Origin of the sequence: Roseovarius sp., from assembly GCF_965228755.1 — a bacterium.
Classification (GTDB): domain Bacteria; phylum Pseudomonadota; class Alphaproteobacteria; order Rhodobacterales; family Rhodobacteraceae; genus Roseovarius.
On the sequence record NZ_CBDDIG010000013.1, the window covers coordinates 368,012 to 392,694 of the forward strand.

Annotated in this window: 27 protein-coding genes; 15 read left to right on the forward strand and 12 right to left on the reverse strand. The window is 65.9% G+C overall.

Annotated elements, in window-relative coordinates; genetic code table 11:
• Positions 1-23: 23 nt before the first annotated feature.
• Positions 24-548, forward strand: a complete 525-nt coding sequence (locus tag ACO07J_RS20130) for a Twin-arginine translocation pathway signal (protein ID WP_422032279.1) — start codon at positions 24-26, stop codon at positions 546-548.
• A gap of 27 nt (positions 549-575) precedes the next feature.
• The gene (locus ACO07J_RS20135) at positions 576-2,147 is read left to right on the forward strand and encodes a GMC family oxidoreductase (protein ID WP_422032281.1); all 1,572 of its coding nucleotides are present in this window, start codon (positions 576-578) and stop codon (positions 2,145-2,147) included.
• A gap of 87 nt (positions 2,148-2,234) precedes the next feature.
• Here the strand turns inward: ACO07J_RS20135 and ACO07J_RS20140 are convergent, their stop codons facing one another.
• On the reverse strand, positions 2,235-2,939 hold the full coding sequence (locus tag ACO07J_RS20140) for a glutathione S-transferase family protein (protein WP_422032283.1): 705 nt from the start codon (positions 2,937-2,939) through the stop codon (positions 2,235-2,237).
• Positions 2,940-3,044: 105 nt separating this feature from the next.
• Here ACO07J_RS20140 and ACO07J_RS20145 point away from each other — a divergent pair, with 105 nt between their 5' ends.
• The 7 genes from ACO07J_RS20145 to ACO07J_RS20175 all read left to right on the forward strand — a co-directional run bounded on the left by ACO07J_RS20145 (position 3,045) and on the right by ACO07J_RS20175 (position 8,206).
• Complete coding sequence (locus tag ACO07J_RS20145; protein ID WP_422032285.1) at positions 3,045-3,389, forward strand: winged helix-turn-helix transcriptional regulator; 345 nt, start codon at positions 3,045-3,047, stop codon at positions 3,387-3,389.
• A 163-nt stretch (positions 3,390-3,552) separates the two neighbouring features.
• Positions 3,553-3,996: a peptide-methionine (R)-S-oxide reductase MsrB gene (gene msrB, locus ACO07J_RS20150; RefSeq protein WP_422032287.1), complete on the forward strand. Its 444-nt coding sequence runs from the start codon at positions 3,553-3,555 to the stop codon at positions 3,994-3,996.
• On the forward strand, positions 3,997-4,506 hold the full coding sequence (msrA, locus tag ACO07J_RS20155; RefSeq protein WP_422032289.1) for a peptide-methionine (S)-S-oxide reductase MsrA: 510 nt from the start codon (positions 3,997-3,999) through the stop codon (positions 4,504-4,506). It begins immediately after the preceding gene.
• Between the two features lie 18 nt (positions 4,507-4,524).
• A complete protein-coding gene (locus ACO07J_RS20160) occupies positions 4,525-4,995 on the forward strand; it encodes a peptide-methionine (S)-S-oxide reductase (RefSeq protein WP_422033468.1) in 471 nt (156 codons plus the stop codon).
• A gap of 93 nt (positions 4,996-5,088) precedes the next feature.
• Positions 5,089-6,105, forward strand: coding sequence for a C4-dicarboxylate TRAP transporter substrate-binding protein (locus ACO07J_RS20165; RefSeq protein ID WP_422032291.1), 1,017 nt, complete (start codon positions 5,089-5,091; stop codon positions 6,103-6,105).
• A 74-nt stretch (positions 6,106-6,179) separates the two neighbouring features.
• Positions 6,180-6,809 carry a TRAP transporter small permease subunit gene (locus ACO07J_RS20170; protein ID WP_422032293.1) on the forward strand — a complete coding sequence of 210 codons (630 nt, stop codon included), beginning with the start codon at positions 6,180-6,182 and terminating at the stop codon, positions 6,807-6,809.
• The gene (locus ACO07J_RS20175; protein ID WP_422032295.1) at positions 6,809-8,206 is read left to right on the forward strand and encodes a TRAP transporter large permease; all 1,398 of its coding nucleotides are present in this window, start codon (positions 6,809-6,811) and stop codon (positions 8,204-8,206) included. Before ACO07J_RS20170 ends, ACO07J_RS20175 begins: the two co-directional genes overlap by 1 nt.
• Positions 8,207-8,323: 117 nt before the next feature.
• Here ACO07J_RS20175 and ACO07J_RS20180 read toward each other — a convergent pair whose 3' ends face one another.
• Together ACO07J_RS20180 and paaZ are read right to left on the reverse strand one after the other, a co-directional pair.
• Complete coding sequence (locus tag ACO07J_RS20180; protein ID WP_422032297.1) at positions 8,324-9,103, reverse strand: PaaX family transcriptional regulator C-terminal domain-containing protein; 780 nt, start codon at positions 9,101-9,103, stop codon at positions 8,324-8,326.
• Positions 9,104-9,134: 31 nt separating this feature from the next.
• The gene (paaZ, locus tag ACO07J_RS20185; protein WP_422032298.1) at positions 9,135-11,165 is read right to left on the reverse strand and encodes a phenylacetic acid degradation bifunctional protein PaaZ; all 2,031 of its coding nucleotides are present in this window, start codon (positions 11,163-11,165) and stop codon (positions 9,135-9,137) included.
• Positions 11,166-11,279: 114 nt separating this feature from the next.
• On the opposite strand from paaZ, the gene paaG reads away from it, so the two are divergent.
• From paaG to ACO07J_RS20210, 5 genes are all read left to right on the forward strand, one after another.
• On the forward strand, positions 11,280-12,065 hold the full coding sequence (paaG, locus tag ACO07J_RS20190; protein ID WP_422032300.1) for a 2-(1,2-epoxy-1,2-dihydrophenyl)acetyl-CoA isomerase PaaG: 786 nt from the start codon (positions 11,280-11,282) through the stop codon (positions 12,063-12,065).
• A gap of 2 nt (positions 12,066-12,067) precedes the next feature.
• On the forward strand, positions 12,068-12,493 hold the full coding sequence (gene paaI, locus ACO07J_RS20195; RefSeq protein ID WP_422033470.1) for a hydroxyphenylacetyl-CoA thioesterase PaaI: 426 nt from the start codon (positions 12,068-12,070) through the stop codon (positions 12,491-12,493).
• A 16-nt stretch (positions 12,494-12,509) separates the two neighbouring features.
• Complete coding sequence (paaK, locus tag ACO07J_RS20200) at positions 12,510-13,820, forward strand: phenylacetate--CoA ligase PaaK (protein ID WP_422032302.1); 1,311 nt, start codon at positions 12,510-12,512, stop codon at positions 13,818-13,820.
• A gap of 3 nt (positions 13,821-13,823) precedes the next feature.
• The gene (locus ACO07J_RS20205) at positions 13,824-14,420 is read left to right on the forward strand and encodes a TetR/AcrR family transcriptional regulator (RefSeq protein ID WP_350123492.1); all 597 of its coding nucleotides are present in this window, start codon (positions 13,824-13,826) and stop codon (positions 14,418-14,420) included.
• A gap of 71 nt (positions 14,421-14,491) precedes the next feature.
• The gene (locus ACO07J_RS20210) at positions 14,492-15,091 is read left to right on the forward strand and encodes a dimethylsulfonioproprionate lyase family protein (protein ID WP_422032305.1); all 600 of its coding nucleotides are present in this window, start codon (positions 14,492-14,494) and stop codon (positions 15,089-15,091) included.
• Between the two features lie 114 nt (positions 15,092-15,205).
• On the opposite strand, the gene ACO07J_RS20215 is transcribed toward ACO07J_RS20210, so the two are convergent.
• The gene (locus ACO07J_RS20215; RefSeq protein ID WP_422032307.1) at positions 15,206-16,120 is read right to left on the reverse strand and encodes a LysR family transcriptional regulator; all 915 of its coding nucleotides are present in this window, start codon (positions 16,118-16,120) and stop codon (positions 15,206-15,208) included.
• A gap of 153 nt (positions 16,121-16,273) precedes the next feature.
• On the opposite strand from ACO07J_RS20215, the gene ACO07J_RS20220 reads away from it, so the two are divergent.
• Positions 16,274-17,242 carry an NmrA/HSCARG family protein gene (locus ACO07J_RS20220; RefSeq protein WP_422032309.1) on the forward strand — a complete coding sequence of 323 codons (969 nt, stop codon included), beginning with the start codon at positions 16,274-16,276 and terminating at the stop codon, positions 17,240-17,242.
• Here the strand turns inward: ACO07J_RS20220 and ACO07J_RS20225 are convergent.
• The 8 genes from ACO07J_RS20225 to ACO07J_RS20260 all read right to left on the reverse strand — a co-directional run bounded on the left by ACO07J_RS20225 (position 17,239) and on the right by ACO07J_RS20260 (position 24,377).
• On the reverse strand, positions 17,239-18,003 hold the full coding sequence (locus ACO07J_RS20225) for a Phenylacetic acid catabolic protein (protein WP_422032311.1): 765 nt from the start codon (positions 18,001-18,003) through the stop codon (positions 17,239-17,241). The genes ACO07J_RS20220 and ACO07J_RS20225 overlap by 4 nt on opposite strands.
• 13 nt (positions 18,004-18,016) lie before the next feature.
• Positions 18,017-19,093 (reverse strand): 2Fe-2S iron-sulfur cluster-binding protein, encoded by a 1,077-nt coding sequence (locus ACO07J_RS20230; protein ID WP_422032313.1) that lies wholly within the window; start codon positions 19,091-19,093, stop codon positions 18,017-18,019.
• A gap of 8 nt (positions 19,094-19,101) precedes the next feature.
• Positions 19,102-19,563, reverse strand: coding sequence for a 1,2-phenylacetyl-CoA epoxidase subunit PaaD (paaD, locus tag ACO07J_RS20235; RefSeq protein WP_422032315.1), 462 nt, complete (start codon positions 19,561-19,563; stop codon positions 19,102-19,104).
• 5 nt (positions 19,564-19,568) lie between these two features.
• Positions 19,569-20,336 carry a 1,2-phenylacetyl-CoA epoxidase subunit PaaC gene (paaC, locus tag ACO07J_RS20240; protein ID WP_422032317.1) on the reverse strand — a complete coding sequence of 256 codons (768 nt, stop codon included), beginning with the start codon at positions 20,334-20,336 and terminating at the stop codon, positions 19,569-19,571.
• Positions 20,336-20,674 carry a 1,2-phenylacetyl-CoA epoxidase subunit PaaB gene (gene paaB / locus ACO07J_RS20245; RefSeq protein ID WP_235607866.1) on the reverse strand — a complete coding sequence of 113 codons (339 nt, stop codon included), beginning with the start codon at positions 20,672-20,674 and terminating at the stop codon, positions 20,336-20,338. Before paaB ends, paaC begins: the two co-directional genes overlap by 1 nt.
• A gap of 12 nt (positions 20,675-20,686) precedes the next feature.
• Positions 20,687-21,679, reverse strand: a complete 993-nt coding sequence (gene paaA, locus ACO07J_RS20250) for a 1,2-phenylacetyl-CoA epoxidase subunit PaaA (protein WP_422032320.1) — start codon at positions 21,677-21,679, stop codon at positions 20,687-20,689.
• 137 nt (positions 21,680-21,816) lie between these two features.
• Complete coding sequence (locus ACO07J_RS20255) at positions 21,817-22,962, reverse strand: acyl-CoA dehydrogenase family protein (RefSeq protein ID WP_422032322.1); 1,146 nt, start codon at positions 22,960-22,962, stop codon at positions 21,817-21,819.
• Positions 22,963-23,042: 80 nt separating this feature from the next.
• Positions 23,043-24,377, reverse strand: coding sequence for a sensor histidine kinase (locus ACO07J_RS20260; protein ID WP_422032324.1), 1,335 nt, complete (start codon positions 24,375-24,377; stop codon positions 23,043-23,045).
• Positions 24,378-24,683 lie beyond the last annotated feature (306 nt).

Consider the following 24,683-nt stretch of genomic DNA (forward strand, 5'->3'; position numbering starts at 1 on the left):
GTCGACGTAGGGAGGAGACGACAATGAAAGACAACAGCCAGCAACGCGGATTGACGCGGCGCGAGCTTCTGTCGCGCAGCATGGCCGCGGGCGCGAGTTTCGTGGTGGGCGGGGGCTATGTGGCCAGCGCCGACGCGGCATGGGCGATGGAGACCGCCGCCCTGAAGCCGGAGACGATGGCGACGCTGATCCAGATGGCGCGCGATATCTATCCGCATGACCACGTGGGGGACGAGTATTACGCCATCGCGGTCAAGGGCTATGACAGCGAGGAGGCCGCGCCGGCCATCGAGGCCGGGATCGCCGGGCTGAACGCCGCGGCGCAGGGCAAGGGCTTTGCCGATTACCTGTCGGTCGGGTGGGAGCGTGACCGGGTCGATATCCTGCGCGGGATCGAGGACAGCGCCTTCTTCCAGACGGTCAGGGGCGGTTTGGTGACCGGTCTCTATAACCAGAAGGCGGTGTGGCCGCTCTTTGGCTACGAGGGCGAGTCCTATTCCCAGGGCGGGTACATGCACCGCGGCTTCGACGACATCACCTGGCTTTGAGCCATAGCAGACGGAGGAGGAAAGACTATGGCTGCACCTTTTGACAAGACGGACAGCAACGTGGTGGTCGTGATCGGCACCGGCGCGGGCGGCGGGGTTCTGGCGAACGAGCTGGCCCAGAGGGGCGTTTCGGTCGTGGCGCTGGAGGCGGGCGGGCGTTACCTGCCCGAGGATTACGTGAACGACGAGTGGGAGAGCTTTGGCCAGCTCGCCTGGACCGATCCGCGGACGACCAGCGGCGACTGGCGGGTGGCGAAGGATTTCTCGGGCCTGCCGGCGTGGATCGTGAAGGCCGTGGGCGGCACGACGACCCACTGGGCCGGCGCCTCGCTTCGCTTCCAGGAACACGAGTGGAAGGCGAAGACCAATTACGGCGAGGTGCAGGGCGCGAACCTGCTCGACTGGCCGATCGACGGCGAGGAAATGGCGCCGTGGTACGAGAAGGCCGAGGCCAAGCTTGGCGTCACCCGCACCGGGGGCCGGGAGGGCTTGCCGGGGAACAACAACTTCAAGGTGTTCGAGGCCGGGGCAAAGGCGGTGGGCTATTCGGAGGTGCATACCGGGCGGATGGCGATCAACAGCGCCGAGTATGACGGCCGGATGGCGTGCCAGCAGACCGGTTTCTGTTTCCAGGGCTGCAAGTGGGGTGCCAAGTGGTCGGCGGCCTACACGGACATTCCGCGCGGCGAGGCGACGGGCAACCTGGAGGTGCGCGAGAAGGCGCACGTGCTGCGGATCGAGCACGGCGAGGATGGCCGGGTGAACGGCGTGGTCTATGCCGATGCGGAAGGGAACGAGCACAAGCAGATGGCGCGGGTTGTCTGCCTGGCCGGCAACTCGTTCGAGAGCCCGCGGGTGCTGCTGAATTCGGCGAGTGCGATGTTTCCCGACGGGCTGGCCAACAGCTCGGGGCAGGTGGGGCGCAACTACATGCGGCACATGACCGGGTCGGTCTATGCCACCTTCGAAGAGCCGGTGAAGATGTGGCGCGGGACGACCATGGCCGGGATCATCCAGGACGAGGCGAAGCACGACCCGAGCCGCGGTTTCGTGGGCGGTTACGAGCTTGAGACGCTGGCGCTGGGGCTGCCGTTCATGGCGGCGTTCCTCGACCCCGGCGGGTGGGGGCGCGAGTTCACCACGGCGCTGGATTCCTACGAGAATATGGCCGGCATGTGGATCGTCGGCGAAGACATGCCGCAGGAAACGAACCGCGTGACGCTGAACCATGACGTGACGGACCAGTTCGGGCTGCCGGTGGCGAACGTGCATTTCGACGATCACCCCAACGACGTGGCGATGCGCAACCATGCCTATGCCCGGGGCAAGGCGGTGTACGAGGCGGTGGGCGCGACGCGCACCTTCCCGACGCCGCCCTACCCGTCGACCCACAACCTTGGCACCAACCGGATGTCGGAAAATCCGAGGGACGGGGTGGTGAACAAGTGGGGCCGCACGCATGACATCGAGAACCTGTTCATCTCGGACGGGTCGCAGTTCACGACCGGCGCGGCGGAGAACCCGACGCTGACCATCGTGGCGCTGGCGATCCGGCAGGCGGATCACATCGCGGGCGAGTTGTCGCGCGGGAACATGTGAGGCGACTGGCGCCCCCGGCCGTGGCCGGGGCGTTTCTCCCGGCCCGGCGCCCGAGGTTTTCGGGCGCCGGGTTTTTCCTGTCACGGATCAGCTGCCGTGGCGGTCGATCACCTCGGACAGCGCGACATGCCCGAGACAGGCGCCGGTGCCGGTGGGCGTGGCGCCCTCCTCGATGGCGGTGGCGTAGGTGACGGCCGGCGTCGCCTCGATCCGGGCGCGCAGGGCGGCGAGTTTCGGCCAGCGGGACGCCTCGGCCAGCGCGTGGAAATCGAGCCAGCGGGCCACGCCGATCAGCACGCCGTCGGCCAGCGTGGGGTGATCGGCGACGAGGAAATCGGTGTCGCCGATCATCTCTTCCAGCCGGTCGTGGCGTTCGAGCACGGCCTCGCGCCCCCAGTCGTGCAGCGTGGCCTTTACCACCGGGTCGGGGTTGTCCATCTCCATCGCCGCCCAGACCGGGGAGAAGGCGCCGGTGAAGCCGGTGTTGAGGAAGGCCATGAGCTGATGCATCCGGTCGGCCTGGGGCGACAGGGGATCGAAGCTGATCCGCCGGTCGGTGTCGCGGGCCGAGAGCCAGAGGGCGATGGCCATGGTCTCGGTCAGCACCGCGCCGGTGTCGGTGATCAGCGCCGGGGTTTCGACGCGGGAGTTGAGGCGCTTGTAGGCCGGTTCGCGCATCTCGCCGAACATGTCGACGCGGCAGAGGCGGTAGGGTTTGCCCAGCCATTCGAGGCAGGCGACAAGACCCATGGAGCTTCCCGAGGGGAAGCCGTATAACAGGACAGGTTCCATTGTGTTCTCCGTGATCGGGTTTGGTCACGCTGCGCAGCTGGGGCGGACCATAGCGATCTGCCGGGGCCCGTAAATTACGCACCTTTTGGTAACCGGGAGAGAGCGATGAAGACCCTGGTGTCCCGATGCCCGATCGAGGAAGTGATGCAGGTTCTGAGCGGGCGCTGGCCGACGCTGCTGATCTATTACCTGCAGGAGGGGACCAAGCGGTTCGGCGAGCTGCGGCGCGACAACCCGACGATTTCGCACAAGATGCTGACGCAGGAATTGCGGAAGCTGGAGCAGGCGGGGATCATCCGGCGGACGGAGTATGGCGGCTATCCGCTGCGGGTGGAGTATGACCTGACGGAGGACGGCCGGCGGCTGGTGCCGCTGATCGACGCGCTGGGCGACTGGTGGGAAAGCGCCGGCGGGGCCGAGGCGGTCGTACGGCAAAGCGCGGCGGAGTGACGGGTGCGGGGCCCCGGGTCAGGCCCGGGGCGGGTGGTGCCGGGCCCGCGGGGCGGGGTGTTTCACCAGACGTGATTTGACAAGTTGGTGAGCGTGCCTTTGCAATTGTCTTCAATGGCGCCATGTGATGCGCCAAGGCAGAACGCGAAAGGGGAACCGCCGGATGGGATACGAAAGGTCGAAGGAAGCGATCGAGAAGCTGACGCCGGAACAATTCCGGATCACCCAGAGGGCCGGGACGGAACGGCCGTTCACCGGCGAGTACAACGATCACAAGCAGCCGGGGATCTATGTCGATATCGTCTCGGGCGAGCCGCTGTTCGCCTCGTCGGACAAGTTCGAGTCGGGCTGCGGCTGGCCGAGCTTCACCAAGCCGATCGTACCCGCCTACGTGACCGAGCATCGGGACGAAAGCCTTGGCATGGTGCGCACCGAGGTGCGGTCGAAACACGGCGACAGCCACCTGGGCCATGTCTTCAACGACGGGCCGCGCGACCGGGGCGGGCTGCGCTATTGCATCAATTCCGCCGCCCTGCGGTTCATCCATCGCGACGACATGGAGGCCGAGGGCTATGGCGATTACCTGAACCAATTGGAGGACGTTTAGATGTCTGATCAACGCGCCGTTCTGGCAGGCGGCTGTTTCTGGGGCATGCAGGACCTGATCCGCAAGCTTCCGGGCGTGAAAAGCACCCGCGTGGGATACACCGGGGGCGACGTGCCCGATGCCACCTATCGCAATCACGGCACCCATGCCGAGGGGATCGAGATCATCTACGATCCCGAGAGGATCACCTATCGCGAGCTCTTGGAGTTCTTCTTCCAGATCCACGACCCGACGACGGTGAACCGGCAGGGCAATGACGTGGGCATGTCGTACCGCTCGGCGATCTACTATGTCGACGCGATGCAGCAGCAGGTGGCGCTGGAGACCATCGCCGATGTCGAGGCCAGCGGCCTGTGGCCCGGCAAGGTGGTGACCGAGGTCGAGCCGGTGGGCGATTTCTGGGAAGCCGAGCCCGAGCACCAGGATTACCTGGAGCGGATTCCCAACGGCTATACCTGCCATTTCCCGCGCGCCGACTGGGTGCTGCCCAAGCGGGCGGCGGCGGAGTAGGCGCTGGCGGTCGAGGTTATCGGCTTTGGTGGCGGGTGCCACTGGTGCACCGAGGCCGTCTTTGCCGCCTTGAGAGGTGTCGGCCGGGTGGAGCAGGGCTTCATCCGGTCGGAGCCGCCCGACGATGGCTGGTCGGAGGCGGTGCGGCTGGGGTTCGACCCGGGCGAGATTGACCGCGAGGTGCTGATCGAGGTGCATCTGCGGACCCATGCCAGCACGAGCGATCATTCCATGCGGGGCAAGTACCGGAGCGCCGTCTATGTGACGGATGCGGCGCAAGGGGCGGCCGTGCGCGACAGCCTTGACCGGTTGCAGGCGGGGTTCGACCGGCCGCTGGTGACGCGGGTTCTGCCGTTGGCCGCGTTCCGGGCGTCGGAGGAGCGGTTCCGAAACTACCATGAAAAACAGGCGGGCGGGCCGTTCTGCACGCGGTATATCGACCCAAAGCTCGACCGGCTGCGGGCGGAGTTCGCGCCGCATCTGCGGTGATCCGGGCGGGGGCGAATTTCAGGTTGGCATGAGGCGTGTGGTCTTTATGCTGGCGGCCACAACAACAAAACGCGTCTTTTGGGAGGACATAACATGCAAAGACTTCTGGGACTTGGCCTGACCACCGCGCTCGGGCTGGTATTCGCGGGCGAAGCCGTGGCGACCGAATGGAACGTGTCGGTCTGGGGCAAGCGCCGTGCCTTTACCGAGCACATCGAGAAGCTGGCCGAGCTGGTGGCCGAGAAGACCGATGGCGAATTCACCATGAACGTGAGCTATGGCGGGTTGTCGAAGAACCGCGAGAACCTTGACGGGATTTCCATCGGCGCCTTCGAGATGGCGCAGTTCTGTGCCGGGTATCACCCCGACAAGAACCGGCTGATCACCGTGCTGGAGCTGCCGTTCCTGGGCGTCGAGAACCTCGACCAGGAAGTCGCCGTGAGCCATGCCGTCTATGATCACCCGGCGGTGCAGGAGGAGATGGCGCAGTGGAACGCGAAGCTGCTGATGACCTCGCCCATGCCGCAGTACAACATCGTCGGCACCGGCGAGCCGCGCGATTCCCTCGAGGATTTCGAGGGCATGCGGGTGCGCGCCACCGGCGGGCTTGGCGAGGCGTTCGAGGCCGTGGGCGCGGTGCCGACCTCGGTGACCGCGACGGAGGCCTACCAGGCGATGGAGTCGGGTGTGGTCGATACCGTGGCGTTTGCCCAGCACGCGCACCTGTCCTTCGGCACGATCAACCAGGCTGACTGGTGGACGGCGAACCTCAACCCCGGCACGGTGAACTGCCCGGTGGTGGTGAATATCGACGCCTACGAGGGCCTGTCGGATGCCGAGCGTGAGGCGCTCGACAGCTCGGTGCCGGAGGCGATCGACCATTACCTTGCCAACTATGCCGAGCTGCTGAAGCGCTGGGACGAGGTTCTGGCCGAGAAGGAGGTCGAGAAGGTGACGATCTCCGAGGAGGAGCTGGCCGCGTTCCGCGAGAAGGCCGCCGACCCGATCCGCCAGCAGTGGATCGAGGATATTGAGGGCCAGGGCCTGCCGGGGCAGGAGCTGTACGACCTCGTGAGCTCGACGCTGGAAGAGGCGAAGGCGTCGAACTGATCGCGTGACTTCGGGCCGTCCGGCTGACCCGGGCGGCCCATTCGATTCCGGACATATCGGAACGGGGAGGGACCATGGCCGGTGCATCGACCGTGCTGGAAGACGGCAGCCTGCTGAGCCGGCTGGACCGGCACCTTGCGAAGCTGGAACGGTTCTTCGCGCTGCTGAGCGGGATCGCGGTGTTCTCGCTCATGTTCCTGGCCGCCTATTCGGTGGGCGGGCGGAAATTCTTCGGCACGCCGATGGCGGGCTATGTCGACTGGATCGAGATGCTGATGCCGCTCATTGCGTTCATGGGGATCGCCTATGTGCAGCGCGATGGCGGGCATATCCGGATGGATATCGTGATCGGTCAGTTGAAGGGCCGGGTTCTGTGGGCGGCGGAGCTGTTGTCGGTGGTGCTGATCCTGCTGCTGATCGTCGGGCTGATCTGGGGAAGCTGGGCGCATTTCGACCGGAGTTTCGATTTCTCGCGCCCGTTGTGGAGCCGGGACAGCACGATTGACATCGGGCTGCCGGTCTGGCCCTCGAAGATACTGGTGCCGGTGGCGTTCTCGGTGCTGTGCCTGCGGCTGCTGATCCAGATATGGGCCTATGGCCGGGCCTTCGTTCTGGGGCTCGAGCGGCCGGTGTCGGTGCCGCTGATCCAGTCGGTGGCGGAACAGGCGGCGCAGGAAGCCGACCAGCTTGAGGGGCATGACTGATGGACAGCATTGAGATCGGCCTCTGGGTCACTGGCGCCATGCTGGTGATGGTGGTGCTGGGGATGCGCGTGGCCTTTGCCGCGGCACTGGCCGGATTCGTCGGGCTGGTGGTGATCTTCTGGTCGAAGAAGGATTTCGCCGGCGAGGATTTCACCTGGGCGCTGACGGTGGCGACGAAGACCGCGGGCCAGGTGCCGCATTCCAAGGTGTCGGCCCATGCGCTGAGCCTGATCCCGACTTTCATCCTGATCGGCTATCTCGCCTATTACGCCGGGCTGACGCGGGCGATGTTCGAGGCGGCGAAGCGGTGGATCGCGTGGCTGCCCGGCGGGCTGGCGGTGTCGACGGTGTTCGCCACGGCCGGGTTCGCCGCGGTGTCGGGCGCATCGGTGGCGACGGCGGCAGTGTTCGCAAGGATCGCCATCCCCGAGATGCTGAAGATCGGGTACAACAAGCCCTTTGCCGCCGGCGTGGTGGCCGCGGGCGGGACGCTGGCGAGCCTTATTCCGCCGTCGGCGATCCTGGTGATCTATGCCATCATCGTCGAGCAGGACGTGGGCAAGCTGCTGCTGGCGGGGTTCATTCCCGGCGCGTTCTCGGCGATCATTTATGCCGTGCTGATCGTCGGCATCGCGGTGTTGTTCAAATCGGTCGGCCCGCCGGTGACGGGGTTCACCTGGCGCGAGCGCTTCGCGTCGCTGCCGCCCGCCCTGCCGATCGTGGCGGTGGTCGTGATCATCATCTTCTTCGTCTACAACCCGTTCGGCGATGCCTGGGGCACGCCGACCGAGGGCGGCGCGGTGGGGGCGTTCATCGTCTTCCTGATGGCGCTGTACCGGGGGATGCGGTGGAAGGAGCTGAAATCGGCGCTGATCGAGACCGCGAAGCTGACGGTGATGATCTTTACCATCATCTGGGGCGTGCTGATCTACGTGCGGTTCCTCGGGTTTGCCGACCTGCCGGGGGCGTTCTCCGACTGGATCACCTCGCTGACCGTGTCGCCGATGCTGATCCTGGTGTGCATCCTGCTTGCCTATGCGGTGCTGGGGATGTTCATGGACGCGATCGGGATGCTGCTGCTGACGCTGCCCGTGGTCTATCCGGCGGTGATGGCGCTCAACGGGGGCGAAATGGTGTCGGCAGCCGACAGCACCTTCGGCATGAGCGGGACGATGTGCGCGATCTGGTTCGGGATCCTGGTGGTGAAGATGGCGGAGTTCTGCCTGATCACGCCGCCGATCGGGCTGAACTGTTTCGTCGTGGCCGGGGTGCGGCCCGATTTGAGCGTGCAGGACGTGTTCAAGGGGGTGACGCCGTTCTTCATCGCCGACGCGGTGACGATCGGGTTGCTGGTGGCGTTTCCGTGGATCGTGCTTTGGCTGCCGAGCCTGGCTTGACCTGGGTCGCGTGATGGGGCGAGGCCCCGGGTCAGGCCCGGGGCGGGTGGTTTTGTGCCGTGCCCGTCCCGGCCTTTGAGCCGGGACCCCTTGGTTTTGGCTGGGGGTCGGGGTGGCTCAGGCTGCGAGGTCGCCCGGTGAGGGCCGGGGGAAGCGGTCGAGGGCGGTCATGACGACCTGGCGGGCGCGGGCGCCTTCCCAATCGTCGCCGAGCAGGATATCGGGCAGGTCGTCATGGCGCAGGCGGAGGCGGCGCCAGTGGTGCAGCGTGAGGATGCGGACCGCGCTGAGTGTCAGGGCATCGTGCGGCGGGGTGGCGGCAAGGATGTCGGTGACCGCCGTGCTGAGCCGGGCGTAATCCTGCCGGAGTTCGGGGGCGGCGACGGCGTCGGCCACCCAGGCCGGCGCGGTGCCGGGGGTGAGTGGGGTGATCCAGTAATCCGGCGGCAGCCCCGTGGCCGGACCGGCGAGGATGGCGGTGCGCGGCGCGAGGGCGGCGGCGGTTTTCGGCAGGACGGAGGTGAAATCGGCGGCGGTGACGCTGGGCGGGGCGAGGATCATCCGGGCCGGCCCGGCGGGCGGCTGGCCGGTGGCATAGATCCGGTCGCGCACGGCCTGGGTTTCACGCCAGCCCATGGCCGACAGGCGGTAGGCGGCGTCGCGCCCCTTCTTCTCGGTCTGGATCCAGCCATCGCGTTTCAGGCGGTGGAGGGCCACGCGCATGGTGGGCGCGGTGAGCCCGATCCGCTCGATCAGGGCGTTGAGGTCGCGGCCCGAGATGCTGTCGTGCCGGGCAAGGCAGAAATCGCCCAGCACGGAGACGATCACCGACCAGGCCTTGAGCGGGCCGCAGTCGGCGAGGCGTTGGATTTTTCGTTCCGTGTCAGGCGTTTGCATATACACAGTATAGGCAGGCGCCGGGCGTGCCTCAAGTGGCGTTCATGGTCAGAAGCTCATATTCCGCGACCTTCTCGTCATCGTGATTGGTCAGGGTGACCTGCCAGCGAACCTCGCCATAGTCGGGGGTGCGCGGGGTCTTGGCCTTGACGATCAGCCGGACCTTGATGGCGTCGCCCGCTTCGACCGGCTTCATGAAACGCAGGTTGTCGAGCCCGGTATTGGCCAGCACCGGCCCCTCGTTCGGTTCGACGAACAGGCCGGCGGCGAAGGAGATGAGCAGGTAGCCATGGGCCACGCGGCCGGGGAAGAACGGGTTCCGCTTCGCCGCCTCGTCATCCATGTGGGCATAGAAGGTGTCGCCGGTGAAATGGGCGAAGGTCTCGATATCTTCCAGCGTGACGGTGCGGGCGGGGGTGTGGAGCGTGTCGCCGATGTCGAGCTCGGTGAACTTGCGGGTGAAGGGGTGGGCCGGGCGTTCGGTTTCCTCGGAGCCGGGGATCCACGTGCCGGTGATGGCGGTGAGCATGTCGGGCGAGCCCTGGATGGCGGTGCGCTGCATGTAGTGTTTCACGCCACGGATGCCGCCGAGCTCCTCGCCGCCGCCCGCGCGGCCGGGGCCGCCATGGACCATGTGCGGCATGGGCGAACCGTGGCCGGTGCTTTCCTTCATCGAGGTTCGGTCGTTGATGTAGAGGCGGCCGTGATAGGCGGCGGTGCCGAGCGTGACCTCGCGCGCGGTGGCGGGGTCGTGGGTGACCAGCGAGGTGACGAGCGACCCGCCGCCGCGATTGGCGAGCTCTACTGCGTGGTCGATGTCGCGGTAGCCCATGATGGTGGAGACCGGCCCGAAGGCTTCGGTGTCGTGGATGCGCCGGGCGCGGTCGGGGTCGGTGCAGTGGTAGAGCATCGGGGGCAGGAAGGCACCGGTCTGGGCGTCATCGCCGTTGATGGTGAAATCGTCGGGGTCGCCGAAGACACGGCTGGCCTCGGCGCCGAGGATATCGAGCTTTTCCAGCACGTCGCGTTTCTGGTCGGCCGAGACGAGGGCGCCCATGCGGGTGTCTTCGAGCCGTGGGTCGCCGGTGACGGATTTGGAGAGCTTGGCGGAGAGCGCCTCGATCACCGCGTCGACATGTGTTTCGGGGGCGAGGATGCGGCGGGTGGCGGTGCATTTCTGGCCCGCCTTGGTGGTGATCTCGCTGACCGCCTCCTTGATGAAGAGATCGAACTCGGGCGTGCCAGGCTCGGCATCGGGGCCGAGGATGGAAGCGTTGAGGCTGTCCTGCTCGGCCATGAAGCGGGTGGAGTTCTGCACGAGGTTCGGATTGCCGCGCAGCTTGGTGGCGGTGGCGGCGGAGCCGGTGAAGCCGACCACGTCCTGGCAGTCGAGCCGGTCGAGCATGTCGCCGATACCGCCCGAGACGAGTTGCAGCGCGCCTTCGGGCAGGATGTCGGCCTCGAGCATCAGGCGCACGCAGGCCTCGGTGACGTAGCAGGTGGCGGTGGCGGGTTTGACGATGGCGGGCATGCCGGCGAGGAGCGTCGGCGCCAGCTTTTCCAGCATCCCCCAGACAGGGAAGTTGAAGGCGTTGATGTGGATGGCGGTGCCGAGGAGGGGGGTGCAGATATGCTGGCCCAGGAAGCTACCGGAGCGGGAGAGGTCTTCGAGCCCGCCATCGGGCAGGACATGCCCGTCGGGCATTTCGCGGCGGCCCTTGGAGGCGAAGACGAACATGGTGCCGATGCCGCCGTCGATGTCGAAGGCGTGGTCGCGCTTGGTGGCGCCGGTGTCGTAGGAGATGTCGTAGAGCGCCTGCTTGTGCTCGGTCAGGTGCTGGGCCAGCGCCTTGAGCATGCGGGCGCGGTCGTGGAAGGTGAGCTTGCGGAGGGCGGGGCCGCCCTTGCTGCGGGCGTGGTCGAGCATGGCCTGCGGGTCGAGGGCGCTTGTTCCGGCGCGGGCGATGACCTGTCCGGTGATGGCGCTTTCGATCTCGCGCGCCGAATCGTCGGGCGCGATCCATTCGCCGGCCGCGTAGCTTTTGACGTTCATGAGGGTCATCTGGGCGCTCCTTCCATCCGGGTGCGGGGCGTCGGAATCGACGATCGGTTATTTATTGACCAACCGGTCGGTTTATGCAAGATGCGATTTGGAAACACGCGGGGAGGCAGCGGCATGAGCGAGACGATTCTGGTGGAGGATCATGGGGGCTGGGTCGAGATTACCCTCAACCGCCCCGACCGGATGAACAGCTTTACCGAGGAGATGCACAAGGCGCTTCGGGCCGCGCTGGAGGCGGCGCGGGACGACGGCAAACGCGCGGTGCTGCTGACCGGGGCGGGCCGTGGCTTTTGCGCCGGTCAGGATCTTGGCGATCGCGACCCGTCGAAGATGGACGGGCCGCCGGACCTCGGCAAGACGGTGCGCGAATTGTGGGCGCCGCTGGTGCGGCTGATCCGGTCGCTGGAGTGTCCGGTGATCTGTGCCGTGAACGGCGTGGCGGCGGGGGCGGGGGCGAACCTGACGCTGGCCTGCGATTTCGTGCTGGCGGCGGAAAGTGCCAAGTTCATCCAGTCCTTTGCCAAGGTTGGGCTGATCCCCGACACCGGCGGAAGCTGGCACCTGTCGCATCTGATTGGCGAGGCGCGGGCGAAGGGGCTGGCCTTCACCGCCGAGCCGATCACCGCGCAGAAGGCCGAGGATTGGGGGCTGATCTGGAAGGCGCTGCCGGACGAGGGCCTGATGGAAGAGGCGCGGGGTTATGCGCAGCGGTTCGCGGAGGGGCCGACGCTGGGCTTTGCCGAGACCAAGGCGTGCATACACGCGGCCGCGGCCAATACGCTCGACGAGCACCTCGAGCGCGAGGCGGAGGCGATGAAACGCTGTGGCGAGAGCGCGGATTATGCCGAGGGGGTGTCGGCCTTCCTTGGCAAGCGCGCGCCGGTCTTCAAGGGGGAATGACCATGACGCCCAAGGAACGGGCCGAGAGGTCGGCCGAGGCGATGTGGAAGGGCGACCGGGCCAGCCAGTGGTTCGGCATGGAGATCGTCGAGGTCGACGAGGGCCGCGCCGTGATGCGGATGACCGTGGCGCCGGAACATTGCAACGGGCACGGCATGTGCCATGGCGGCGTGACCTTCACGCTGGCCGACAGCGCCTTTGCCTTTGCCTGCAACAGCCGCAACCAGTCGACCGTGGCCCAGCACAACGTCATCAGCTACCTCGCGCCGGGGATGGCGGGCGATGTGCTGACGGCGGAGGCGGAAGAGACCGACCTGTCGGGGCGCAGCGGTATCTACGACGTGACCGTGACCAACCAGGATGGCCGCAAGATCGCCGAGTTCCGGGGCTTTTCCCGGACGATCAGCGGCACCCTGTTCGACGAATAACGCGAGGGAGGACGCGATGAAGGACCTGACGCCGGAGAAATCGAGCCTCGATGCGATCGAGGTGGCCTCGATCGACGAGATCCGCGGGTTGCAGCTTGACCGGCTGAAATGGTCGCTGCGCCATGCCTATGAGAACGTGCCGATGTATCGGAAACGGTTCGATGCGGCGGGGGTGCATCCGGATGACCTCAAGTCGTTGAGCGACCTGGCGAAGTTTCCGTTCACCAACAAGGCCGACCTGCGGGACAACTACCCGTTCGGCCTGTTCGCCGTGCCGCGGGAGAAGATCGTGCGGGTGCATGCGTCGTCGGGCACGACGGGCAAGCCGACGGTGGTGGGTTATACGCGGAACGATATCGACATGTGGGCCGACATGGTGGCCCGGTCGATGCGGGCGAGTGGCACGTGGCGCGGGGATATCGTGCATGTGGCCTATGGCTACGGGCTCTTCACCGGGGGCCTTGGCGCGCATTACGGGGCCGAGCGGCTGGGCTGTACCGTGGTGCCGGTCTCGGGCGGGATGACCGAGCGGCAGGTGACGCTGATCGACGATTTCAAGCCGACCACGATCATGGTGACGCCGTCCTACATGCTCAACATTCTCGAGCAGTTCCACAAGGCGGGGCTGGACCCGCGGGAGAGCTCGCTGGAGGTGGGTATCTTCGGCGCCGAGCCGTGGACCAATGCGATGCGGTCCGAGGTGGAGGAGGCGTTCGACATGCATGCCGTCGACATCTACGGGCTTTCCGAGATCATGGGGCCGGGCGTGGCCAATGAATGCGTCGAGACCAAGGACGGGCTGCATATCTGGGAGGATCATTTCTTTCCCGAGATCATCAACCCCGAGACCGGCGAGGTGGTCGAGGATGGCGAGATGGGCGAACTGGTCTTCACCACGCTGACCAAGGAGGGCCTCCCGATGATCCGGTACCGGACGCGCGACCTGACGCGGCTTTTGCCCGGGACGGCCCGCAGCATGCGGCGGATGGAGAAGATTACGGGTCGGTCGGACGACATGATCATCCTGCGCGGGGTCAACGTCTTCCCGACGCAGATCGAGGAGCAGGTGATGGCCACGGGTGGCCTTGCGCCGCATTTCCAGATCGAGCTCTACAAGGCGGGCCGGATGGATGCGATGCGGGTCTTCGTGGAGGCCGATCCGAAGGCCGCCGACGAGGCCAGCAAGAGCGCCGCGGCACGGATGCTGACCAAGCATATCAAGGACGTGGTGGGCGTGTCGGCGGAGGTGATCGTGGGCGAGCCCGGTGACGTGGCCCGCTCGCAGGGCAAGGCGCAGCGCGTGGTCGACAACCGGGCGAAGGGATAAGGTTTGGCCCGGACGATCGCCAAGGACCACGACGAGAAGCGGGCGCAGATCCTGGCCTCGGCCGCGAAGGTGTTCGCGACCGAGGGGTTCGACCGGGCGTCGATGACCCAGCTGGCGCGGGATTGCGGGATCTCGAAGGCGAATATCTATCACTACTATGACGGCAAGGACGCGATTCTCTACGATATTCTCGAGACTTACCTGCGGGGCTTGCGGGATCGGGTCTGCGGCATCGCGCTGGAGGGTCTGAGCCCGGAGGATCGGGTGCGGGCCGTGGTGCGCGAGGTGCTGCTGGCCTACCAGGGCTCGGATCACGAGCACCGGGTGCAGGTCAATGGCGTGGGGCGCCTGCCGGCCGAGCAGCAGACGGTGCTGCGGGGCTACCAGCGGGAGATGGTGGTCTATGTGGGCGAGGTTCTGAAGGGCGTGGCGCCAGAGGCGCTGGGCCGGGACGGGGCGAAGCTGCGGTCGGTGACGATGTCGGTGTTCGGGATGCTGAACTGGTATTTCATGTGGAACAGCGGCGCCGGGCCCGAGGCGCGGGAGGATTACGCGCGGGTGGTGGCCGACCTGACCCTGAACGGGGTGCGGGGCGTCTGAGGCGGGGTTGACGCCGGGGCGCAATCATCGAAGGGTGAACGGGTTTCCAACCTGCCCTTTGGGAGAGCGCCATGGCGGACCGGCCGGACGAATTGCAGAGCTTCCTCGATGCCAGTCTCGATGCGTTCGAGGCGCATGCGGACCATCCGAGGGCGCAGGCCTCGCTGGCGAAGATCCGGGCGGCGCTGGCGGAGACCGGGGAGATGGCGGAGACGGCGGCCGGGCGGTTGCCGGTCTGTGCGCTGCTGGACGAGATGGCCGCGCCGGAGCGATTTGACGAGCCGGATTTGCACCGTGTTATCAAGGCCTTCGGGGATATCGAGCCGCGGCTGGAATGGCGGACGCGGGGTGGGGACATGTCGACCGCGAGCGAGAATATCAACGACGGCCATGCCAACGCGATGATCGTCGGCCCCGGCGGGATCGAGCGGCGGTCGGACGTGTGGCTGGGCGTGTCGCTGCTGGCGCCGCACGTGCGCTATCCCGATCACAACCACCCGCCGGAGGAGACCTATCTCGTTCTGAGCGAAGGAGAATTCCGGCATGGCGACAGCGGCTGGTTCGCGCCGGGCGTGGGCGGATCGCTGTATAACGAGCCGGGGATTTCCCATGCCATGCGGACGGGCGACAAGCCGATGCTGGCGATGTGGGCGTTGTGGGGCAGAGAGTAGATCGGGCGGGAATTCCGACGTCGGTATCGCGTCGGTATAACGTCGGTATTTTGTCGGTGTTTTTCTCGCGGCCCGCTTCTGGACGGGCGATACCGGTGGCGCGAGGGCCCGGGGTTATTCGATCCCCGGAATGTCGCGGACTCGTTCGGCAAGGAAATCGACGAGCAGCCTTACGCGGGTGATGCCGCTCCGCTCGGGGACGATCAGCATGCTGAGCGGCACGGGCGGCAGCGCGTAATCCGGCAGGAGGACCTCGAGCTCGCCGCTGCGGATCAGGTCGTCGACCAGCCACATATGCGCCGGCCCGATGCCGCGACCTGCGAGCAGCGCCTGCCGCGCGGCGAGGCCGTGATCGACCCGGAACATGCCCGAGAGCCTGGCCACCTGCCTGTCGTCCTTCGCCCCCGTGAGTTCGAGCGAGTCGCTTCCGGCCACGTTGGTCATGCGGATCGTTTCGAGCCGGGCGAGGTCTTCGGGCGTCTCGGGCCGGGCAACCTTGCGCAGGTAGGATGGCGCGGCGACCAGGATACGCCGGGACATCCCCAGCGCATGCAGTTTCATCGCGCTGTCATCGAGCGGGCCCAGGCGCATGGCGATATCGACCCCTTCCCTTACGAGATCGACGCGCGCGTCCGTCAGGCTGAAATCGAGGCCGATCGCAGGGTAGAGATCCTGGAAGTCGAAGAGAAGCCGGCTGACGTGCAGAATGCCGAAAGCGGAGGTGCAGGAGATCCGGATGTTGCCTGCCGGCGCGCTGCGGTCGGTGACGGCTTCGTCGTTCGCCTGCTCCACAAGGCGCAGGATGTTGAGGCAGTTGGCATAGTAGCGCTGCCCCTCGTCGGTCAGGGCCACGCGCCGGGTCGTGCGGGTGAGCAGGGGCACGCCCACGGCCTCCTCGAGTTCGTTGAGCTGCCGGGTGATGGTGGATTGCCCGGCGCCGATCTCGCGGGCGACGGCGGACAGGCTGCCGCGTTCGGCCACGCGGACGAAAGTGCGAATCCTGTCGAGCGTTACGGTTGATCTATCCATAATTCGGAAGAGCCTTATGCATTATCACAGTATAGCGCAATAGACTGCGCAAGGCTAACTCTGACGGGAGCGGTGATCACCGGCCCGGCCAACCGATGTGAGGCCCGGCCGGACATCGCGGACGAGATCAAACCCAAACAAGGGAAATCCGACATGTCTATGACCGAGAAACCACTGATCGTGATCGCCGGGGCGACCAGCAAGCAGGGACGCAGCGCCGCGAAGAGCCTTCTGGCCAGCAACCGGTTCGGGGTGCGCGCGCTGACGCGCCGGACCGATACGCCAGAGGCCCTGGCGCTGGCCGGGCTGGGTGCCGAAGTTGTCGCCGTGCCGCTGGACATGGGCCGGAAGGCGCAGTTCGTCTCGGCAATGGCAGGGGCGGACGGCGCTTTCCTCATGACGCCCACGATCGCACCGCCCGACACCCACGAGGCGCCCCTTGGCGTCCTGCTGGCGGATGCGGCGGTCGAGGCCGGCGTGCAGCATATCGTGTTCAGCACGCTCGAACATGCCGACAGGCGCACCGGGGGGCGCAAATACGTGCCTCATTTCACCGACAAGGGCCGGGTAGCAGACCATATCCGCGGCCTGAACGTGCCTCACACGTTCATCATGCTCAGCTTCTTCTATACCAATCTGCTCGAGTACTACGTTCCCCGGATGGACGGCGACACGCTTCTGCTGCCGATCTACCTTCCCGAGGATTTCCGGGCGCCTTTCGTCGACCCGCTCACGGCGACGGGGCCGGCGATCCTGGAGATCTTCTCGAATCCCGGCCAGTACACCAACCGGACATTGCCGATTGTCGGCGACATCCTCTCGCCGCGCGAGATGGTTGAGACCTTCGAGGCCGTGACCGGGATCCGGGCGGAGTATCGCAATGCCTATACCCGAGGCGGCCTTTTGCAGCATTTCCCGGAGTTCGCGGCGAATGAGCTGCTTGTCCTGGAGATTCTCGGGATGGTCGAATACGCCGTGGAATACGGCTATTTCAGCGAAGACCGCGACCTTCAATGGAGCCGGCGGGTGGATCCCGATGCCTTGACCTGGGAGCAGTTCCTTCGCCGGACGGGGTGGCGCGGCGAGAAGACCTCATACGGCCTCGGAGCTGTCGCGGCCTAGTCGCGCGCCGGGGTCAGCCCTAATCCCTCGAGCTGTTGGCCGGTCTCGGTTTCCCAGGTTGCGCGGAGGTCGGCGTTGGGGGTGTGGCGGAGGCCCATGGCTTTCAGTGCGTCGAATTTCTGCGAGCTGGTGGTGCCGAAGGAGGCCGCCACGCGGGGCCACCAGTAGTCGACCGACGCCTGAAGGGTGGGTTTGTCCTGCGTCTCGAGGAGGCGGTCGACGCCTTCGCGGGCGAGTTCGGCGTGGTGGGTTTCGACGGGCAGGATGGTGCGGAAGGCCTCAGCCAGGGGCTGGTAGGACACGTGGATCATCTCGCCCATTTGGACCACCACGGCGCGGCCCATCAGGAGGTTCATCACCACCGCGTCGGCCCAGCCCTCGATCGGGTAGTTGAGGACCGAGAGGCGCATGTCGTGCTCGCCCCTTGTGGTGCCGATATCGGCGTCGCGGTCCAGCCGGGTCGTCCAGGGGTGGTGGTTGGCGTAGCGGGCGGTGTCGGCGCCGAATTCGCCCATGATGCGCAGGACGCGGTCGGCGTTGTCGGTCTTTTCCAGCACGATGCGGGCGGCGGCGATGCGTTCCTTGATGCCAGGGCCGGCGTTGATGAGGTCGGCGAAGCCCGCGGCACCGGCAAGCGAGCTGTCGACGAAGCTGGCCATCATCTTGAGCAGCTCGGCGCGGTAGCGCGGGGGCACGTTGGCCGGGCTGGTCAGCTTGCCGCCTTGTGCGAGGTAGTCGGAAAGGGGCATGTCCTCGGCCATGGGGCGGCCTCCTCTACTGGTCGTAGTCGACGGTGACGCGGTCGGTGAGGGCGTAGGACTGGCAGGAGAGCACGTAGCCCTTTTCGACCTCGTAATCCTCGAGCGCGTGGTTGGTGAGCATTTCCACCTCGCCCTCGATCACCCGGCAGCGGCAGGTGGAGCAGACGCCGGCCTTGCAGGCGAAGGGCGCGTCGAGGTCGCTGGCGAGGGCGGCTTCGAGAATGCTCTGATCCTTGTCGGCGGTGACGGTGCGGGTGGCGCCGTCGAGGGTGACGGCGACGGTGGTGGTGTCGGCCTTGGTGTCGGAGGACTTGGGCAGGGCGGCGCGCTTGAGGCGGCCGGGCTGGGCGGAGGCGAAGAGCTCGAACTTGATGTTGGCGTCGTCGAGCCCGGCCTTGCGCAGGGCCGAGGCGATGCCGAGCATCATCGGTTCGGGCCCGCAGATGAAGGCGGTGTCGATGGAGGCGGCGTCGATCCAGCCCGAGGCGAAGAGCTGGGCGCATTTTTCTTCGGTCACGAGGCCGGTGAAGAGGTCGATTTCCTGCGCGTCGGTTTCCAGCACGTGGATCACGTTGAAGCGGCCGAGATGGAGGTTCTTGAGGTCGTCGAGCTCCTCGCGGAACATGATCGTGTTCACGCCCTTGTTGGCGTAGACCAGCGTGAAGGTGGAGTGGGGCTCCTGCGCCAGCGTGGTCTTGATGATCGACAGGACGGGCGTGATGCCCGAGCCGCCGGCGAAGCCGAGGTAGTGGTTGCGGTTGGCGGGGTCGAGTTTGGTGAAGAAGCCGCCCATGGGGGGCATGGCCTGGAGTACCTCGCCCGGTTGCAGGTCTTCGTTGGCCCAGGTGGAGAAGGCGCCGCCGTCGACGCGCTTGATGCCGACCTGAAGCACGCCGTCTTCCTTGCCGGCGCAGATCGAGTAGGAGCGGCGGAGTTCCTCGCCGTCGAAATCACGGCGGAATGTGAGGTACTGGCCCTGGGTGAAGTCGAAATGCTCGGCCGCGCCATTGACGGGCTTGAGGGTCACCACCACCGCGTCGCGGATGGTCTTGCGGATATCGGTGACTTCGAGATCGTGGAACCGGGACATGGCGTTTCTCAGATGCACTTGAAGTAGTCGAAGGGTTCAAGGCAGTCGCGGCAGCGCCACTGGGCCTTGCAGGGGGTCGAGCCGAACTGGCTGAGCCGTTCGAGGTTGTCGCTTTGGCAGCGGGGGCAGGCCTTGGGGCCGCCCGCGGGCTGCGGGGGCGCGATGCCGTAGGCTTCGAGCTTGGCGCGGCCTTCCTCGGTCATCCAGTCGGTTGTCCAGGCGGGGCTGAGCTGGCGTTTGAGGGTCAGCTTGTCGATGCCGTGGGCGCGCAGGGCGGTCTCGATCTCGAAATTGATGAGCGAGGTGGCGGGGCAGCCGGAATAGGTGGGCGTGACGGTGACGGTGAGGGTGTCACCCGCCCAGGCGACATCGCGGATGATGCCGAGATCGGTGAGCGAGATCGCCGGGATCTCCGGGTCGGGGATCTCGTTCAGCCAGTGCCAGACCTGTTCGGTGCTTGGCCGTTGCATGGCGGTTACCATGTGTTGCCGGGGTAGGCGCGCTGGAGCCACTGCATCTGGGTCAGGATGTGGCCCAGGTGCTCGGTATGCATCCGGCCGTTGCGGCCGCCGGAATGGGCGAAGCGGTCTTCGGGCAGGGTGAGGGTGGCGCGGGCCATGACGCGCTCGACGAAGGCGTCGTATTCGGCGCGCAGGCTGGCCGGGTCGGGGGCGATGCCGGCGGCGGCCAGGGCGGCGTCGGTGTCGTCGGAGAGGAAGAACTCGCCGACATAGGGGTAGAGGTAGTCGAGCGCCGACTGCATGCGCTTGTGGCTTTCCTCGGTGCCGTCGCCGAGGCCCACGACCGTGTCGGCGGAGCGTTCGACGTGGTAGGCCACCTCTTTAGCTGCCTTCTCGGCGATCTCGGCGATGCGCGGGTCGGAGGAGTTGGCGAGGCGCGGCATGAGGATCGAGGACCACGCGTCGAAGAAGAATTGCCGCATGAGGGTCTGGCCGAAATCGCCATTGGGCAGTTCGACCAGCAGGACATTGCGGAAATCCCACGCGTCGCGGAGGAAGGCGAGATCGTCGGCCGACTTGCCCTCGCCCTCGACCTCGGCCGCGTAGCCGAGCCAGAGCTGGGTCTGGCCGATCAGGTCGAGCGCGGTGTTGGCGAGCGCGATATCCTCTTCCAGCACGGGGGCCTTGCCGCACCATTCCGACACGCGGTGGCCGAGGATGAGGGTGTTGTCCCCCATCCGCAGCAGGAATTGCAGCAGCGCGGTCTGGTCGATATCGGCCATTACATGTGCCCCACGTCGTCGGGAATGTCGTAGAAGGTCGGGTGGCGGTAAATCTTGCTTTCGGAGGGCTCGAAGAGCGGGCCCTTCTCGCCCGGGGCGGTGGCCGAGATGTGGCGGGATTCGACGACCCAGATCGAGACGCCCTCGTTCCGGCGGGTATAGACATCGCGGGCGTTCTTGATGGCCATCTCGGCGTCGGGCGCGTGGAGGGAGCCCACGTGCCGGTGGTTCAGGCCGTGCTGGCCGCGGATGAACACCTCCCACAGGGGCCATTCGTGGCGGGGGGATTTGCCCTTGCCCTCGCTGTCGGGCAGTTCGCCGGGGGTGACGGAACTCATGTGCGTGGTCTCCTATTCCGCCGCGAGTTTGCTGGCGGCCTTCTTGCGGGCGTGGGCGAGCAGGCCGTCGCGGACCCATTGCCCCTCGTCCCAGGCTTTCTGGCGGGCGGACAGGCGTTCGGCGTTGCAGGGGCCGTTGCCCTTGAGGACGTTGAAGAACTCGTCCCAGTCGGGCTGGGAGAAATCGTAATGGCCGCGTTCCTCGTTCCACTTTAGGTTCTCGTCGGGGACGGTGAGGCCGAGGAACTCGGCCTGGGGCACGGTCTGGTCGACGAATTTCTGGCGCAGCTCGTCATTGGTGTTCATCTTGATCTTCCACGCCATCGACTGGGCCGAGTGGACGCTTTCGGCGTCGGAGGGCCCGAACATCATCAGCGAGGGGTACCAGAAGCGGTTGAGCGCATCCTGGGCCATGCGTTTCTGGGCCTCGGAGCCTTGCGCCATCTTCATCATGATGTCGTAGCCCTGCCGCTGGTGAAAGCTTTCCTCCTTGCAGATGCGGATCATGGCGCGGGAATAGGGGCCGTAGGAGGTGCGTTGCAGCGGCACCTGGTTCATGATGGCGGCGCCGTCGACCAGCCAGCCCACCGCGCCCATGTCGGCCCAGGTGAGGGTGGGGTAGTTGAAGATCGAGGAGTATTTCATCTTCCCCGACAGGAGCTGTTCGGTCATGTCGTCGCGGGTGATGCCCAGCGTTTCGGCGGCGGCGTAGAGGTAGAGGCCGTGGCCGGCCTCGTCCTGCACCTTGGCCAGCAGGATCATCTTGCGTTCCAGCGTGGGGGCGCGGGTGATCCAGTTGCCCTCGGGCAATTGGCCGACGATCTCGGAATGGGCGTGCTGGCCAATCTGGCGGATCAGCGTCTTGCGGTAGCCCTCGGGCATCCAGTCGCGGGGTTCGATCTTGATGTCGGCATCGACGCGGTCCTGGAAGGCGCGTTCCTCGGCCGACATCTCCTCGCGCGGAGTGACGCCCTTGCCGGTGCTCTTGACCATCTGTGCATACATCGTTGCGGTCCTTTCGTTCGTCGCGCTGAATTAACCGACCGTGCGGTCGAAGTAGGGCAAACAGTGATTCGCTTCAAGGTAAATGTTACGTTTTGCAATAAGTCGGCAGAATTCTGTAACAGTTTTGGCCGCGTCGCCTAGAGCCGCTTGGCCACTTCCTCGAGCATCACTTCGGTCGCGCCGCCGCCGATTGCCTGAACGCGGGCGTCGCGGGTCATTCGTTCTATGGTGGCCTCGCGCATGTAGCCGAAGCCGCCGTGGAACTGGAGGCAATCATACATCACTTCGTTGACCAGTTCACCGCACAAGGCCTTGATCATCGAGACCTCGCGCGTGACCTCCTCGCCGTTGGCATCACGGGCGGCGGTGGCGTAGACGAACTGCCGTGCGGCGGCGACGCGGGCGGCGAGCATGGCGAGGCGCTGGCGGATGGCCTGCTTGTCCCAGAGGGGGGCGCCGAAGGCCTTGCGGTTCTTGACGTAGTCGAGGGTGAGGTCGAGGGCGGCCTGTGCCTCGCCCATGGCCATGGCGCCGAGGACGATACGCTCGTTCTGGAAGTTCTTCATGATCGCGTAGAAGCCGCGACCTTCGTCGCCGAGAATGTTCTCGGCGGGGATGCGGCAGTTGTCGAAGGCCAGTTCCGCCGTGTCGGAGGAGCGCCAGCCGTGCTTGTCGAGCGCGCGGGAGACGGTGAAGCCGGGGGTGTCCTTCTCGACGAGGAACATGGTGACCGACTGGCTGGCGGGGCCCTGGGCGTCGGTCTTGGCGGCGACGCAGTAGAGGTTGGCGTGGACGCCGTTGGTGATGAACATCTTGGCGCCGTTGAGGATGTAGCTGTCGCCGTCGCGGCGGGCGGTGGTCCGGATGCCCTTCACGTCGGAGCCGGCGTCGGGTTCGGTGACGCCGACGGCGGTGATGGTGTCGCCCGAGATGATGCCCGGCATGTGGGCGGCCTTCTGGGCCTCGGAGCCCGCGTTGAAGAGGTGGACGGAGGCCATGTCGGTATGGACCAGCACGGTGATGGCGAAGCCGGCGTAGGTGGAGCGGCCGAGTTCCTCGGCCAATACGGCGGTGGCGCGGGTGTCCATCGCCGAGCCGCCGTATTCCTCGGGGTAGCGGATGCCGAGGAAGCCGAGCGCGCCCATCTCGCGGAGCACGTCGCGGGAGACGGCGCCGTCAACCTCCCACTGGTCGGCGTGGGGTTGCACCTTCTCGGCCACGAAACGGCGCAGCTGGTCGCGCAGCATCTCGTGCTCCTCGGTCAGGAACAGGTGGTGTGTCATGCGTCCTCCCTTGGCCCGTGCGGGTTCAGGGCACGGTCAGGGTATCTGAGCGCATGGGACGGGGCGATGCAATGGGCCTGTCAGGCGGATTTGCGCATGTCGGGAATGGGCTGGGGCCGGATCGTCTTGTCCTCGGCGAGGGTGACGTAGAAGGTCGAGCCGACGCCCTCGACGCTTTCGAAGTCGATCTCGCCGCCATGGGCCTGCATGATGTGGCGCGAGATGTTCATGCCCAGCCCGGTGCCGCCGTGGCGGCGGATGTCGGAGGAGTTCACCTGGCTGAACTGTTCGAACACCTTCTCGGAGGCGTCCTTGGGGATGCCGATGCCGTAATCCTTGACCGCGAGGCTGATCTGGTCGTCATGGGCGCCGAGGCTGATCTCGACCCGGCCGCCGGTCTCGGAGAACTTGGCGGCGTTCGAGAGCATGTTGACCAGCACCTGTTCGATGCGGTGGCGGTCGGCGTTGACCCAGTATTCGCGCTTGGGCTGTTCCATGTGCAGGGTCACGTCGAAGCGCGCGGCATAGGGGCGGGTGCGGTCGACCGTGGCGGCGGCGACGGCGCCCAGCTCGATCGGTTCGATATGAAGCTCGAGCTTGCCGGTCTCGGCGCGCTGCAGGTCGAGCAGGTCGTTGACGAGGTTGGCGAGGCTTTCGCTGTTGCTGCTGGCCATGTTGAAGAGGTGCTGCATCTTCGGCGGCACCGTGCCGAGGGCGCCCGAGCCGATCAGCTGCAGCGCGCCCTTGATGGCGGTCAGCGGCGTGCGCAGCTCGTGGCTCACGGTGGCGAGGAATTCCTGCTTGGCGTTGTAGGCGGCCTTGGTCTTTTCGTGTTCGGCCACCAGCGCGTTGATGTAGCGCAGGTTCTTGACGTAGCCGACGAGGAAGCTTCGGCTGCATTCGAGGATGAAGGACAGCACGAAGAGCACGGTGAAGAACTGAAGCCAGAGCGGCGAGCTGAGCGGCGGGTTGGTGGCGACGAGATCGCGAATCGGGATGAAGAGCAGGGCGGCGATGTAGATCGACAGTCGCAGCACCAGCACCGACAGGATCTGGTGGTTGTTGATCGCCGCGAAGATCGCCGCCGAGAACAGCATGAAGAGCGCCCAGAAATGCATCGTGTGCCCCTGCTGGGCGGCGAGCGAGATCGAGAAGGACGCGATGACCGTGGCGCTGAACAGCGTGCCGATATAGATCATCAGCACGAAATGGCGGGCTTTCGCCCAATCGCGGTCGCGCCAGCGCAGGATCTGGTTGAAGACGTAGCCGTCAAAGGCCTCGCCGAGCCAGACCATGGCGTAGAAAAACAACGCCGTGGAGGTATCGTAGTAATACCCGGCTAGCAAAATGGCGGCACTGTAGATTATGATTCGCTGCAGGAACAACTGACGACCGACGACGGCATAGTCCCGCAATCGCCGTTTCAGGGAAACGATGTCTGACGGTCCCGCAAAGGAGGATCGAATCGCTTCAAGTCCTGGGATCATTTTTCCTAGCCAAATCTGTTGCAACCAAAGCGTTAAAGGGCAATAATGGCACAACTTTGGCTGTATCTTCGGGAGTGTGGTTTCGGGAGGGTAATATCCGGGCTTCGCGGCCCAATGTTGGCAAAAATAAGAAAATATCGCAGCTCTGAGGCAGTAATAAGGTGGGCTATCAATCTGTAACGACATTGCAGGGACGCGCGAAACGCGTGTTCCCTGAGCTGGAGCCGGCCGGAG